Genomic DNA, 13,083 nt, shown 5'->3' with positions numbered 1-13,083 from the left:
GCCATCATGGCCGACCTGCAAGGGCCGAAGATCCGCGTCGGCAAGTTCGAGCAAGGCAAGATCGAGTTGAAGAATGGCGAAAAATTCATTCTCGACGCCGATTGCGGCATGGGTAGCCAGGAACGTGTCGGTCTTGACTACAAGGCCTTGCCGCGCGACCTGAAGCCGGCTGACGTATTGTTGCTCAACGATGGTTTGATCGTGTTGATTGTCGAAAAAATTCTTGGCAATGAAATCCATACCATCGTCAAGATCGGCGGCGAACTGTCCAACAACAAAGGCATCAATCGTCAAGGCGGTGGCTTGACCGCGCCGGCGCTGACCTCCAAGGACATGGACGACATCAAGACCGCCATGAGTTTCCGGGCCGACTACGTTGCAGTGTCGTTCCCGAAGAACGCCACTGATATGGAAATGGCGCGGCAATTGTGCAATGTGGCCGGCGAAGCCTACGATCACAAGCCAATGATGATCGCCAAGATCGAACGTGCTGAAGCGATCCCGGTATTGCAGGAAATTCTCGATGCCTCCGACGGCATCATGGTGGCGCGCGGCGACCTGGCGGTAGAAGTCGGCAATGCGGCTGTGCCGGCGCTGCAAAAGCGCATGATCCGCATGGCGCGCGTTTCAAACAAATTGGCGATCACCGCGACCCAGATGATGGAATCGATGATCGTCAACGCCGTGCCGACCCGCGCTGAAGTATCGGACGTCGCCAATGCCGTGTTGGATGGCACCGATGCCGTGATGACTTCCGCTGAAACCGCTTCCGGCAAATACCCGGTAGAGACGGTGGAAGCGATGGCAGCGATCTGCCTGGAAGCCGAAAAATCGGAAGACTGTAAGCTGGACGCCGATTTCCTCAATGTCCGTTTCACCCGCGTCGACCAGTCGATTGCCTACGGCGCCTTGTTTACCGCCCACCATCTGCGGGTCAAGGCGATTGCAGCGTTGACCGAGTCTGGATCTACCGCGCTCTGGATGAGCCGCCACAACATCGATATCCCTATTTTCGCCATCACCCCGAGCGTCGCCACCCAGCGTAAAGTCGCCTTGTACCGCAATGTGCAGACTTTCGAGCTGGCCAAGTCGATCGACCGCGAAGCGGTGCTGAAGGCCGCCCAGAACCTGCTGCTGGCCAAGGGCGTGGTGCAGCTGGGCGATCTGGTGGTGGTGACCTGGGGTGAGCCGATGGGCCAGATCGGTGGCACCAATGCGCTGAAGATCATGAAAATTGGTGAGTATTAGGCTAAGGGCTTCAAATAAGACGCCGTCATCCCCGCGAACGCGGGGATCCAGGTTACTGAGTAAAATGGATTCCCGCGTGCGCGGGAATGACTCGGTCGGAAATGACTCGGTCGGAAATGACTCGGTCGGAAATGGCGCGGCGGGATTTATTCGAGGCAATGACATTCGTTGGAGCAGATTCGGCGCGGCTGGCATAGCCGCCGCGCTTGAACGCTGTTCCGCTACAGATTTTTATTATCGGAGTACAACATGCCTCTCGTATCCATGCGTCAATTGCTGGACCATGCTGCTGAAAACAGCTACGGCCTGCCTGCATTCAACGTCAACAATCTGGAACAAGTCACTGCCATCATGCAGGCTGCCGATGAAGTCGGCGCGCCGGTCATCATGCAGGCTTCTGCCGGCGCCCGCAAATATGCCGGCGAAGCATTCTTGCGCCACCTGATTGAAGCTGCGGTAGAAGCGTTCCCGCACATTCCTGTCGTCATGCATCAGGATCACGGCCAGTCGCCGGCGGTGTGTATGGCGGCGATCAAATCCGGTTTCACTTCGGTGATGATGGACGGCTCGCTGATGGAAGACGGCAAGTCGGTCGCCAGCTATGAATATAACGTCGAAGTGTCGCGCAAGGTAGTCGAGTTCTCGCACGCCATCGGCGTCACCGTCGAAGCAGAGCTGGGCGTGCTCGGTTCGCTGGAAACCATGATGGGCGACAAGGAAGACGGCCACGGCGCAGACGGCAAGATGACCCGCGAGCAATTGCTGACCGACGTTTCGCAAGCTGCCGATTTCGTCAAGCTGACCCAGTGCGACGCGCTGGCGATTGCGATCGGTACTTCGCATGGCGCCTACAAGTTTTCGCGCAAGCCAACCGGCGACATCCTGGCGATCGAGCGTATCAAGGAAATCCATACCCGCATTCCGAACACCCATCTGGTGATGCACGGTTCGTCGTCGGTGCCGCAGGAATTGCTGGCCGAGATCCGTGAATTTGGCGGCGACATGAAGGAAACCTATGGTGTGCCGGTCGAAGAGATCCAGGAAGGCATCCGTCACGGCGTGCGCAAGATCAATATCGATACCGATATTCGTTTGGCAATGACCGGCGCGATTCGCCGCTATCTGATTGAAAATCCAAGCAAGTTCGATCCACGCGATTACCTCAAGCCGGCGCGCGAAGCCGCCAAGGCTGTGGTGAAGGCGCGTTTCCTGGCGTTCGGCTGCGAAGGCCAGGCTGCCAAGATCAAGCCGATGTCGCTGGAAAAAATCGCTGACAAGTACAAGAAGGGCGAGCTGGCGCAGATCGTCCAGTAAACATCATGTTGTACTAGCGTCAAGCATGCTTGGCGCAATAACTTGCCAGGCGCAGAATGGTGCTTACCTCATTCTCGGCCTGGTTTTCTGACTTTTGGAATAAGCCCATGACTAGCCTCTATCAATCCACTATCACTTCTCTGCCATTGCTGGGCCGCGGTAAAGTGCGCGAAAACTACGCCGTCGGCGAGGACAAGATCCTGATCGTCACTTCCGACCGCTTGTCGGCTTTCGACGTCATCATGAACCAGCCGATCCCGGGTAAAGGCAAGGTCTTGAACCGCATGTCGGACTTTTGGTTCGACAAGCTGGCGGCGATTGTCCCCAACCATCTGACCGGGATTGCGCCGGAATCGGTGGTGGCGGGCGACGAAGTGGAGCAAGTACGTGGCCGCGCGGTAGTGGCGAAACGCTTGCAGCCGATCATGGTGGAAGCGGTGGTGCGCGGTTATATCATTGGTTCAGGCTGGAAGGATTACCAGGCGACCGGCGCGATTTGCGGCATCACGTTGCCGGCCGGTTTGCAGCAGGCCGCCAAGCTGGCCGAGCCGATTTTCACACCAGCCGCCAAGGCTGAGATGGGCGAGCATGATGAGAACATCAGCTTCGCCGACATGGAAACACGCATCGGCAAGGAACTGGCTGAGAAAATCCGCAGCGTCAGTATCGAACTCTACAAGACTGCTGCCGACTATGCGGCGACGCGCGGCATCATCATTGCCGATACAAAATTTGAATTCGGTCTCGACCAGGACGGCGTCTTGCATCTGATGGATGAAGTGCTGACCGCCGATTCGTCGCGCTTCTGGCCGGCTTCCAGCTATCAGGTCGGCATCTCGCCACCATCCTTTGACAAGCAATTTGTACGTGATTACCTGGAAACCGTCACCAGCTGGAACAAGACAGCGCCGGCGCCGACCTTGCCGGATGATGTGATTGAAAAAACCGGCGCCAAATATCGCGAAGCGCTGTTCAGCCTGACCGGCGAAACGCTGAAGGATTGATCATGACCAAGGATATGGTTGCCAAGCCTGGTGTTAAGCCGATCGTTGGCATCGTCATGGGCTCTTCCTCGGATTGGGATGTAATGCAGCATGCTGTGGCCATCCTGACAGAGTTTGGCGTCGCCCATGAAGCGCAGGTCATTTCGGCGCACCGCATGCCGGACCAGATGTTTGCCTACGCTGAAACCGCGCGCGAGCGTGGCCTGCGCGCCATCATCGCCGGTGCCGGCGGTGCGGCCCACTTGCCGGGCATGATCGCCGCCAAGACCATCGTGCCGGTGCTCGGCGTGCCTGTACCGTCCAAATATTTGCGCGGCGAGGATTCCTTGTTGTCCATCGTGCAAATGCCGAAGGGGATTCCGGTCGCCACCTACGCTATCGGTGAAGCCGGCGCCGCCAATGCCGCGCTGTCGGCCATTGCCATGCTGGCAACCACCGACCAGGCCTTGGCCGACAAGCTGCTGGCGTTCCGCGCCAAGCAAACACAAATCGCCCTTGATATGAAATTGCCACCGGTATGAGCAGTATGGAACACAAGTCGCATGATGCCATCGATCCAATCGTTCCTTCCACCACGCCGGCAACCTGGCTCGGCGTAATGGGCGGCGGCCAGCTGGGCCGCATGTTCACGCATGAAGCGCAAGCCATGGGCTACAAGGTGGCGGTGCTGGAACCGGAACAGGATTGCCCGACCGGACACGTCGCCGATCGCCATTTCCTGGCGGATTACAGCGATGAAGTCGCGTTGACCGAGATGGCCCGCCTGTGCGCGGCAGTCACTACCGAATTTGAGAACGTCGCCGCCGCGAGTCTGGCGACGCTGGCGCAGAACAGTTTTGTCGCGCCGGCGGCGGCCAGTGTTTCTGTCGCTCAGGATCGCATGGTGGAGAAGCGCTTCTTTACTGTCTGCGCCAAGGAATCAACGGTGCTGCCTGCGCCGCATCAGTTGATCTCTTCCACAGCGGATATCGATAGCATTCCGGCAGACCTGTTGCCCGGCATATTGAAAACAGTCCGGCTCGGCTATGACGGCAAGGGCCAGGCGCGGGTACGCAATTTGGACGAGGTACGCGCGGCATTTGCCGGCATGAATGGCGTCGATTGCGTACTGGAAAAAATGCTGCCGCTGGCCTATGAGGTCTCGGTGCTGGTGGCGCGCGGCGCCGACGGCAAGGCTGTGGTCTATCCGATCGCTGAAAACGTCCATCGCGATGGCATTCTGTTTACCACCACGGTTCCCGGGCCGAACGTATGCGACGACACCGCCAAGCGCGTGCAGCATGCGGCGCTGGTCATCATCGAACAACTGGCTTACGTCGGCGTGTTGTGCATTGAATTTTTTGTGTTGGAGGATGGTTCGTTGGTGGTCAACGAGATGGCCCCGCGGCCGCACAACAGTGGTCATTACACCATGGACGCTTGCGTCACCAGCCAGTTTGCGCAGCAGGTACGCGCCATGGCGCGCATGCCATTGGGCGATGTGCGGCAGCATTCACCGGCCGTGATGCTGAACATCCTCGGCGATATCTGGTTTGACGGTGCTAGCGAGCAGGCGCGTGAACCGGCCTGGGACAAGATCCTGGCCTTGCCGGCGGCGCATCTGCATTTGTACGGCAAGGCACAAGCCCGCCGCGCGCGCAAAATGGGCCATGTCACTTTTATCGCCCCGACCCTGGCTGAAGCACAGCAGCAATTGGCTGTTGCATGCGCCATTCTCGGCATCCCAGCCTGAGCCGCGGGCGCGATGAGTAATCCGACTATCGATCTGCAGGCTATCCGCCTGGCTGCCCGCAAGCTGGAAGCGGGCGAGCTGGTCGCGTTTCCTACTGAAACCGTCTACGGGCTGGGAGCCGACGCCGAGAATGCGGCGGCGGTTGCCAGCATCTATGCCGCCAAGGGACGTCCATCCAATCATCCGGTGATTGTGCATGTCGCGCCCGAAGCCGATATTGGCTATTGGGCCGAATCTGTTCCGCCGCAGGCGCATGCGTTGATCGCGGCTTTTTGGCCGGGACCGCTGACGCTGATATTACCGCGCGCGGCGCATATACCCGCTCAAGTCTCGGGTGGCCAGGATTCAGTCGGTCTGCGTTGTCCTTCGCATCCGGTGGCCCAGGCTTTGCTGCGTGAATTCAAAAGCGGCAAGGGCGGGATTGCCGGCCCGTCGGCGAACAAGTTCGGCCATGTCAGCCCCACTACGGCGCAGCATGTGCGCGATGAATTCGATATTGATGGCGACAGTCCGATCGCTTGCATCCTGGATGGCGGCCAAAGTGAAGTCGGGATCGAGTCGACCATCATCGATTTGTCGCGCATCGCGACACACGGGCCCGTATTGCTGCGGCCCGGGCATATCAGCGCCGCACAGATTTCTGCAGTGCTGGGCGTTACGGTGCAAGCCGCCGACGCCGCTGCGCCGCGCGCTTCCGGCACGCTGGAATCGCACTATGCGCCGCGCACGCCGGTGCTGCTGGTGCCGCCGCCACAACTTGAAGCGACCCTCAAACAACTGCATCTGGCCGGGCAAAGCCTGGCGCTGATCGCCTATTCAACGGCGACGCCAGCCGATTGTCCCCCACTGGTGGCGCAATTCGCCATGACTGCTTCTCCCCAGCCTTACGCCCACGATCTTTATGTTGCGCTGCGCAACATGGATCATGCCGCCGCCGATCTGATCGTGGTCGAAGCGCCGCCGTCGGATCCTTCCTGGCAAGGGATCAATGACCGCCTGCGCCGCGCCGCACACGATTCGTCTGCCGTCCTGGCAGGCTTTAGAAAATAATTTGAGGTAAAAAAGCTACAACTATAGTCAAATGATTCTAAAGCTGGCATAGTGTAAAAAAAAGAATAGCACGCGCGTTCTTTTCGGGAAAGGAGTATGGAATGGATGATTCGGAAGTTATGAAATCCATCTGACTCTGAGTGTTGAAAATCGAAGAACAGAGCGCTGTCTGGTCCGGCTTACCCCGGCTGGGCCAAACTGCAAAGTGCCGAAAATGGATTTGTACTGCATCTGATGCGGGGAAAATCCGGCCACTAAAAATGAAGTGAAACTTGGAGAAGACATATGAAAAAACAATTTAGCGTACTGAAAAAACTGGCTGCCGTGTCCGTGCTGGCGGCTTTCGCAGCTCCTGCCATGGCGCAGCAAGCCGGCGACAACGTAGTCAATTTCGGCTGGGCTCACATCGGGCTGAATCAATCCAGCGAACCGTTGACGCTGGGCGGGAATTTCAAGGTTCCGGGTAGTGGAGCGCATGTGTCGAATGCGGACACTGCTATTTTGCAGTTCACCCACTTCTTTACCGACAATATCGCCGTGACAACGGATTTGGGCATTCCGCCAAAATTCAAGCTGAGCGGTGAAGGCACTCTCAATGGCTTAGGTCAACTCGGGACTGCCACGCAATGGAGCCCTGCTGTGCTGGCCAAGTATTATTTTGGCGACGCTAACAGCCAGTTCCGTCCTTACGTCGGCGCCGGTGCCGCCTATGTCTGGTATTCGAATATCAAGCTGACCAGCAGTTTGACCAACCTTCTCGGCGGCGGCGATCCTAATGCTTCCACCAGCGCCGATTTGAGCAGTTCATTTGTTCCAGTCGCGAACGTTGGTGCCGCTTATAATTTCGACAAAAACTGGTCTGTCAACTTCTCTCTGTCTTATGTTCCGCTGGACACCAAGGCTGACTTGACTACTCGCCATAGCGACGGATCGGTAACCCACGCCACTACCAAGATTACTCTGAATCCGCTGGTATCGGTTCTGACGGTCGGCTACAAGTTCTAAATCGCCGGACAAGACTCACCTTGAAGGGCCCCGCGCAGTCGGGGCTTTTTTTCGTCTGTAGCATAGCTTGCGACATGGCCTATTTCTACGTCGACAAGCGATGGCAGATTGCGTTAAAGTGAAACTGTTAATAGGCAGTAAGACGGCAACCGGGGAGCAGCGGCCATGACTAAGGAAGTAGTGGTAGTGGGGGGCGGGTGCTTCTGGTGCCTGGAGGCGGTTTATCAAGAGATAAAGGGTGTGGAGAATGTCGAGTCCGGGTATACCGGCGGCCAGGTGCCGAATCCCAGCTACGAGCAAGTCTGCGAGGGCACGACCGGCCATGCCGAAGTGGTGGCAGTGACGTTCGATACGGAACAGATCAGTTATCGCGAACTGCTGGAAATCTTTTTCACGATTCACGATCCGACTACCTTGAACCGCCAGGGCAATGACGTCGGTACGCAATATCGTTCTGCGATTTATTACCAGTCGCCGCAACAGAAGAAGGTGGCGGAACAGGTCATCGCGGAAATGGCGAATGTGTGGAATGCGCCCATCGTCACCGAGTTGAGTGCGGCGGTAATCTATTACAAGGCAGAGGACTATCACCAGAATTACTTCCGCCAGCATCCGTTGCAAGGTTACTGTGCGTTCGTGGTAGCGCCGAAAGTGGCAAAGCTGCGCAAGATGTTCATCGACAAAGTAACTAGCTCAACATGATCCACCGCGCCTGAAGGCGCAGTGGATAGAGCTTGTATAACTTAAGGGAACCTCGAATAACCCCACCGCGTCATTCCCGCGAACGCGGGAATCCAAGTTGCGCTCTAAGATGGATCCCCGCGTTCGCGAGAATGACGGCGTTTTTCGAGGTCACTTTAGGTGCCATGGTAAATATAATCCCGTGACCAGGGCAAGGTGCCGGCGCTGCGGCCGGCCTTGCGGCAGATTACCTGATACAGCGACATCCAGTCACGCTCGAAGCCGTAGGAACTCCCCGCCAGATAAATACGCCAGATGCGGAAGCGGCGGTCATCGGTCGCTTGCCGGACTTCATCCGCGCGTGCTTCCAGATTGTCAGCCCAGATGCCGCAAGTCTTGGCATAGTGGCGTCGCAGGTTTTCCACGTCGAAGACTTCCAGGCCGCCTTGCTGCATGGTTTTCAGCACCAGGCTGATATGCGGCAGCTCGCCATGCGGGAATACATATTTTTCGATGAATTCGCCGCCGCCGTAGGGCGACTCGCCGTTATCGATGTCGGTGGAGGTGATGCCATGATTCATGGCGATGCCGTCATCCGCCAGCAAGTCGCGGATGCGTGCGAAATACATCGGAAGGTGGATCAGGCCGACATGCTCGAACATGCCGACGCTGGTGATGCGGTCGAAGCTGCCGGTGATCTCGCGATAATCCTGCAAGCGGATTTCTATCTGGTCTTCGAGGCCTGCCTGGGCGACTCTTTCCTTGGCCAGCGCATACTGGTTCTCCGAGAGTGTGATGCCGACGCATTTCGCGCCGAATTTCTGTGCGGCGCGTAATACCAAGGCGCCCCAGCCGCAGCCGATATCGAGCAAGGTCTGGCCCGGCTGGATCTGGATTTTGGTCAGTATGTGATCGATTTTTTTCAGCTGTGCGGTGTCCAGGTCTTCATCGCCATGTTCAAAATAGGCGCAGGAATACACCATGTTCTGGTCCAGCCACAGCTTGTAGAAATCATTGGAGACATCGTAGTGATAGCGGATCGCCTCGGCATCCCTCTCTTTATTATGGCGAAAAGTGCGGGTGATGCGAGCAAACTTGCCATCCGCCTTGAGCGAATTGGCGGCCAAGGCATTGCCAACGGCGATGATCTCCTTGATTTTTCCTTCGACTTCGATTTTTCCTTCGACATACGCTTCGCCGAGATTGGCGAGCGATGGCGTCAGCAGGTAGCTCAGCGCCGAAACGTGCGGCACGCGCACGGTGACCTCCGGCGCCGCATAGGTGCCAAAGTCGAAACGCTGACCATTCCACAATTCGAGCCGTAACGGGATTGCAGCTCGGTGACGAATATCATTGACCCAGTTTTCAAGCTTCTTTTCCCAGAACACGATTTCTCCTCCGGTAAATAAATACTTGTACCAAGCGGTCAGCGTCGACCGATAGCAGTGACTAAGAGAGGCTGTTGCAAACACAGGTGGCTAGGCGCGCCGACGAAGACAGTACGCTAGTACGGCTAGGAGGCGTAACGACGCCACCTGTGTTTACAACGGACTCTAAGGCTGCAAGCGTTGTCGCAGCCATTTATCATCTGCATCCAAGGTATACAAAATCCGGTCATGCAAGCGTGACCGGCGTCCTTGCCAAAATTCTACCGTATCCGGCAAAAGTCTGTAGCCGCCCCAGTGATTTGGCCGCGGCGGATTGTCGCCGAACTTCTGTTCGGCTTTTGTGTACTCCGCTTCAAGCAGTTCGCGGCTGGCGATGGTCTCGCTTTGCGCCGAGGCGATAGCGCCGAGGCGGCTGCGCAAGGGGCGGCTGTGGAAGTAGGCGTCGCTCTCGCTGTCGCTCACCCGTTCGACCCGGCCTTCGATGCGGACCTGGCGTTCCAGCGCGACCCAATGGAACAGCAAAGCGCCGTAAGGATGTTCCAGCAGATCGTGGCCTTTGCGGCTTTCGAAATTGGTAAACCATGTGAAGCCTTGTGCATCGAACTGCTTGATCAGCACGATGCGCGAGGATGGCCGGCCATTGCTGCCGACGGTGGCCAGGCTCATTGAATTTGCTTCCGGTACTTCCGCATGGATGGCTTCATCAAACCATTTGCTGAATTGCGTAATCGGATCGGCGGCGGTGTCGGCTTCCGACAGGCTGGCCTGGCTGTAATCGATGCGCAGGTCGGCGATCGATTTTTCTGTCTTTTGGTTCATGCTGAAATACCTCTACGTTGTTGCATTGCTGCTCCTAGTTGTACCATCTGCTGCTCGCTGAAAATCCGTTTCGCCATCGGTGCGATCCAGGTTTCCTCTTTTTCCATATGTGCCGAATAGACGGCTGAAAATTGCTGGACGTCTTGTGCTGACAGCTGGCTCGCCGGCGCGCTTGTTTCGCCGTCGGCGATAGGCGTCAGTTGTTGATTGAGTGCGTGCCACAGGCTGTCCATCTGCTGATGCTCGGCCATAATTTCCGGCATCAGCTTTTGCAGAACGGCCGCGTCTTCCCCTGTCGCGGTGACGCTCAGCATCGGTAGCAGGTCGACCTCTTCATCTGCATGGTGATGCGGAGCAGCCTGGTTGAAATAGCGCATGACGCTATCGGCCGCTTGCTGTGCCTGGGCATCGTTGCCGTGTTGCGGAAGGTGATCGAGAAGATTTTGCAGCGTGTCCAGCTGCTTGCGTATCTTGTCGTGGCAATGCTTCAGCACAGCAATCGGCTGGCTGAAATCTGGCGCGGTGGCTATCAGTGCGTTCGGCATGGTGTGTATCTCGTGGATTGAATCGGGACGCTCTCGCGCAGGAAGTGCTTATTTGATAATTTTCGGATTGCTTGATTGTTCGCGGTCAACTCATATTAAAGCACTTCAAAAGTGATCCGTCATGCAGAGCCGGTAAAATAGCGTTAATAGCGATATCCGGGCTGGGCTTGGCGTCATCCCGATTTATCTTGTCGATTGCTTGTCGTGCCATTTTTTGTGTCCAATCATGTCCTCATCCGTAGTAACTGGCGCTCCTGGCGCAGCTGTCCCCACCGCACTCGATCTTGATGAGATTGATTTCGACCGGCGTTTTGGCGGCATCGGCCGTTTGTATGGCGCGCCCGCACTGGCCCGTTTTCTGCAGGCGCGGGTGTGCGTGATCGGGGTTGGCGGCGTGGGCTCCTGGGCGGTTGAAGCGCTGGCCCGCAGCGCCGTCGGCAATCTGACCATGATTGACCTGGATAATCTGGCCGAATCGAATATCAATCGCCAGATTCACGCACTGACCGATACGCTCGGGCAGGCCAAGGTGAGCGCGCTGACCGCGCGTATCGCACAGATCAATCCCTATTGCCATGTCACCGAAGTGGAAGATTTCATCAGCGTCGACAATTTGCCGGAAATGATCGGCGAAGGGCGCTATGACTATGTAATAGATGCTATCGATAATGTGCGCGCCAAGGCGGCGTTGATCGCCTATTGCCGTGACAAGGGAATCCGCCTGATCACCATCGGCAGCGCCGGCGGCCAGGTTGATCCGACTTGCATTGAAGTGCGTGATCTGGCGAAAACCGAACAAGAGCCGCTGCTGGCCAAGGTGCGCAAGCGCTTACGCTCTGAATATCGCTTTCCGCGTGGCGATAAAGTCCGCTTTGGTATCGACGCAGTATTTTCCACCGAACCTTTAAGCGCACCTATCAGCGAACAAGTGTGCGCCATCGATGGCGACCCCGCTCCAGGCGTTACTGGCTTGAACTGTGCCGGCTATGGTTCCGCGGTAGTGGTGACGGCAACTTTCGGCTTGGTTGCCGCTGCCCACGTCTTGCGCAAGCTGGCGGCGGATGCTGCGCTTGTCGTTTGACTTGCTTGACTTGCCAATGGTGTCTAAATAGAATCCTGTGGACTATGTTGACAGAGGCCCCGATTTTGGACAGTTGTACCAGTACCCGTGGATGGGCGCGCAGCCCGACGCAATTCACCTGCTAGCCGGTAGTCCATCGCTACATCCTGTGAATTGCAGCGCTGTAGTATCTATATCTACGGCGATCCCGTATCGCCGCCATATTTATTCCCATCCGTTTGTTTGATTTGCCTGGTGTCTGCTCTTCAGTTCATGACGCAGCGCTGAACGCCCATGGAATATCGCCATGTCGCCCTATACGGCGCATGCAGAAAGGTAGCGAAAATGGATTGGAAAATATTTACCCTGCGCGTATTACTCGCCCTGACCTTGGGCTCCCTGATTGGCGCCGAACGCCAAATGCGGCAGCGCATGGCCGGTTTGCGCACCAATGCGCTGGTTTCTATCGGCGCTTCGCTGTTCGTGATGGTGTCCGCATTCGAGTCTGATCCGCAGGGAGCAACCCGGATTGCTTCCTATGTCGTATCCGGTATCGGCTTCCTTGGCGCCGGCGTCATCATGCGCGAAGGGATTAACGTACGAGGCTTGAATACGGCGGCGACATTGTGGTGCTCGGCTGCGGTCGGCGTGCTGTGCGGACTTGGGCACGCGCTGGAAGCCGGCATCGGCGCCGCCGCCATTCTGGGGGCGAATGTGCTGTTGCGTGGGGTTTCTCACATGATCAACAGCCGGGATCTGCATAGCGCGACCGAAATCGAGCAGGTTTATCGTCTCTCAGTTGTCTGCCGGCCGGAAGATGAAGTGCAGGTACGTACATTGATGCTGCACATGCTGAACGGCATGCCGCATCTGGTGGTGCAGTCTCTGCATAGCGAGGACCTGGCTTCCGGTACGCAACTGGAAGTACGGGCGGATCTGATTACATCTCCTAGCAATCATTTGCAGCTGGAGCAGATCGTCAGCCGGATCAGCCTGGAGAAGGGCGTTAGCGCTGCCCGTTGGGCGGTATTGAATTCGGTGGATGTATAGAGGCTAGCGCTGCTTCTATTAGAGAGGCGGTACCTGGTAATAGAGCTAAATCAAATAAACGAAAATATTTTAAAGAAAATGCATAAAAGTACTTGCGGGGAATAAGGGGGATTGCTATAGTTCGCCTCCCGTTGAGAAAGACGCGAAACAAACGAAGGAGCCGGGTAGTAAATCTGGGTGTTTTGGT

The 13,083-nt window shown here is 56.9% G+C and carries 13 protein-coding genes; 10 read left to right on the top strand and 3 right to left on the bottom strand.

Annotated elements, in window-relative coordinates; genetic code table 11:
- From pyk to msrA, 8 genes are all read left to right on the top strand, one after another.
- Positions 1–1,248: pyruvate kinase (pyk, locus tag ABI171_RS20205; protein ID WP_348094359.1), on the top strand; the 1,248-nt coding region annotated here is incomplete at its 5' end.
- 249 nt (positions 1,249–1,497) lie between these two features.
- Positions 1,498–2,562, top strand: coding sequence for a class II fructose-bisphosphate aldolase (fba, locus tag ABI171_RS20200; RefSeq protein WP_348094358.1), 1,065 nt, complete (start codon positions 1,498–1,500; stop codon positions 2,560–2,562).
- A gap of 107 nt (positions 2,563–2,669) precedes the next feature.
- Positions 2,670–3,566 (top strand): phosphoribosylaminoimidazolesuccinocarboxamide synthase, encoded by an 897-nt coding sequence (locus ABI171_RS20195; protein WP_348094357.1) that lies wholly within the window; start codon positions 2,670–2,672, stop codon positions 3,564–3,566.
- Between the two features lie 2 nt (positions 3,567–3,568).
- Positions 3,569–4,087, top strand: coding sequence for a 5-(carboxyamino)imidazole ribonucleotide mutase (gene purE, locus ABI171_RS20190; protein WP_348094356.1), 519 nt, complete (start codon positions 3,569–3,571; stop codon positions 4,085–4,087).
- A gap of 5 nt (positions 4,088–4,092) precedes the next feature.
- On the top strand, positions 4,093–5,298 hold the full coding sequence (locus ABI171_RS20185; RefSeq protein ID WP_348094355.1) for a 5-(carboxyamino)imidazole ribonucleotide synthase: 1,206 nt from the start codon (positions 4,093–4,095) through the stop codon (positions 5,296–5,298).
- A gap of 12 nt (positions 5,299–5,310) precedes the next feature.
- Positions 5,311–6,348, top strand: a complete 1,038-nt coding sequence (locus tag ABI171_RS20180; protein WP_348094354.1) for an L-threonylcarbamoyladenylate synthase — start codon at positions 5,311–5,313, stop codon at positions 6,346–6,348.
- 285 nt (positions 6,349–6,633) lie between these two features.
- Complete coding sequence (locus ABI171_RS20175; RefSeq protein WP_348094353.1) at positions 6,634–7,353, top strand: OmpW family outer membrane protein; 720 nt, start codon at positions 6,634–6,636, stop codon at positions 7,351–7,353.
- A gap of 165 nt (positions 7,354–7,518) precedes the next feature.
- Positions 7,519–8,055: a peptide-methionine (S)-S-oxide reductase MsrA gene (gene msrA / locus ABI171_RS20170; RefSeq protein WP_348094352.1), complete on the top strand. Its 537-nt coding sequence runs from the start codon at positions 7,519–7,521 to the stop codon at positions 8,053–8,055.
- A gap of 155 nt (positions 8,056–8,210) precedes the next feature.
- Here msrA and ABI171_RS20165 read toward each other — a convergent pair whose 3' ends face one another.
- From ABI171_RS20165 to ABI171_RS20155, 3 genes are all read right to left on the bottom strand, one after another.
- Positions 8,211–9,422: a cyclopropane-fatty-acyl-phospholipid synthase family protein gene (locus ABI171_RS20165; protein WP_348094351.1), complete on the bottom strand. Its 1,212-nt coding sequence runs from the start codon at positions 9,420–9,422 to the stop codon at positions 8,211–8,213.
- Between the two features lie 165 nt (positions 9,423–9,587).
- On the bottom strand, positions 9,588–10,241 hold the full coding sequence (pdxH, locus tag ABI171_RS20160) for a pyridoxamine 5'-phosphate oxidase (protein ID WP_348094350.1): 654 nt from the start codon (positions 10,239–10,241) through the stop codon (positions 9,588–9,590).
- Complete coding sequence (locus tag ABI171_RS20155) at positions 10,238–10,786, bottom strand: hemerythrin domain-containing protein (RefSeq protein ID WP_348094349.1); 549 nt, start codon at positions 10,784–10,786, stop codon at positions 10,238–10,240. The genes pdxH and ABI171_RS20155 overlap by 4 nt, the downstream gene beginning before the upstream one ends.
- Before the next feature lie 226 nt (positions 10,787–11,012).
- Between ABI171_RS20155 and tcdA the strand changes: the two genes are divergently transcribed.
- Positions 11,013–11,867: a tRNA cyclic N6-threonylcarbamoyladenosine(37) synthase TcdA gene (gene tcdA / locus ABI171_RS20150; RefSeq protein ID WP_348094348.1), complete on the top strand. Its 855-nt coding sequence runs from the start codon at positions 11,013–11,015 to the stop codon at positions 11,865–11,867.
- Between the two features lie 324 nt (positions 11,868–12,191).
- Positions 12,192–12,896: an MgtC/SapB family protein gene (locus tag ABI171_RS20145; protein ID WP_348094347.1), complete on the top strand. Its 705-nt coding sequence runs from the start codon at positions 12,192–12,194 to the stop codon at positions 12,894–12,896.
- The last annotated feature ends 187 nt before the right edge of the window (positions 12,897–13,083 follow it).

The organism is Collimonas sp. (assembly GCF_039923675.1).
Taxonomy (GTDB): domain Bacteria; phylum Pseudomonadota; class Gammaproteobacteria; order Burkholderiales; family Burkholderiaceae_D; genus Collimonas.
The sequence above is the reverse complement of the archived record's forward strand: the minus strand, read 5'-3'. Positions and strand labels throughout refer to the sequence as shown.

Coding starts and splice junctions, on each gene's coding strand:
- fba (WP_348094358.1), top strand. CDS start 1,498: ATGCCTCTCGTATCCATGCGTCAATTGCTGGACCATGCTGCTGAAAAC.
- ABI171_RS20195 (WP_348094357.1), top strand. CDS start 2,670: ATGACTAGCCTCTATCAATCCACTATCACTTCTCTGCCATTGCTGGGC.
- purE (WP_348094356.1), top strand. CDS start 3,569: ATGACCAAGGATATGGTTGCCAAGCCTGGTGTTAAGCCGATCGTTGGC.
- ABI171_RS20185 (WP_348094355.1), top strand. CDS start 4,093: ATGGAACACAAGTCGCATGATGCCATCGATCCAATCGTTCCTTCCACC.
- ABI171_RS20180 (WP_348094354.1), top strand. CDS start 5,311: ATGAGTAATCCGACTATCGATCTGCAGGCTATCCGCCTGGCTGCCCGC.
- ABI171_RS20175 (WP_348094353.1), top strand. CDS start 6,634: ATGAAAAAACAATTTAGCGTACTGAAAAAACTGGCTGCCGTGTCCGTG.
- msrA (WP_348094352.1), top strand. CDS start 7,519: ATGACTAAGGAAGTAGTGGTAGTGGGGGGCGGGTGCTTCTGGTGCCTG.
- pdxH (WP_348094350.1), bottom strand. CDS start 10,241: ATGAACCAAAAGACAGAAAAATCGATCGCCGACCTGCGCATCGATTAC.
- ABI171_RS20155 (WP_348094349.1), bottom strand. CDS start 10,786: ATGCCGAACGCACTGATAGCCACCGCGCCAGATTTCAGCCAGCCGATT.
- tcdA (WP_348094348.1), top strand. CDS start 11,013: ATGTCCTCATCCGTAGTAACTGGCGCTCCTGGCGCAGCTGTCCCCACC.
- ABI171_RS20145 (WP_348094347.1), top strand. CDS start 12,192: ATGGATTGGAAAATATTTACCCTGCGCGTATTACTCGCCCTGACCTTG.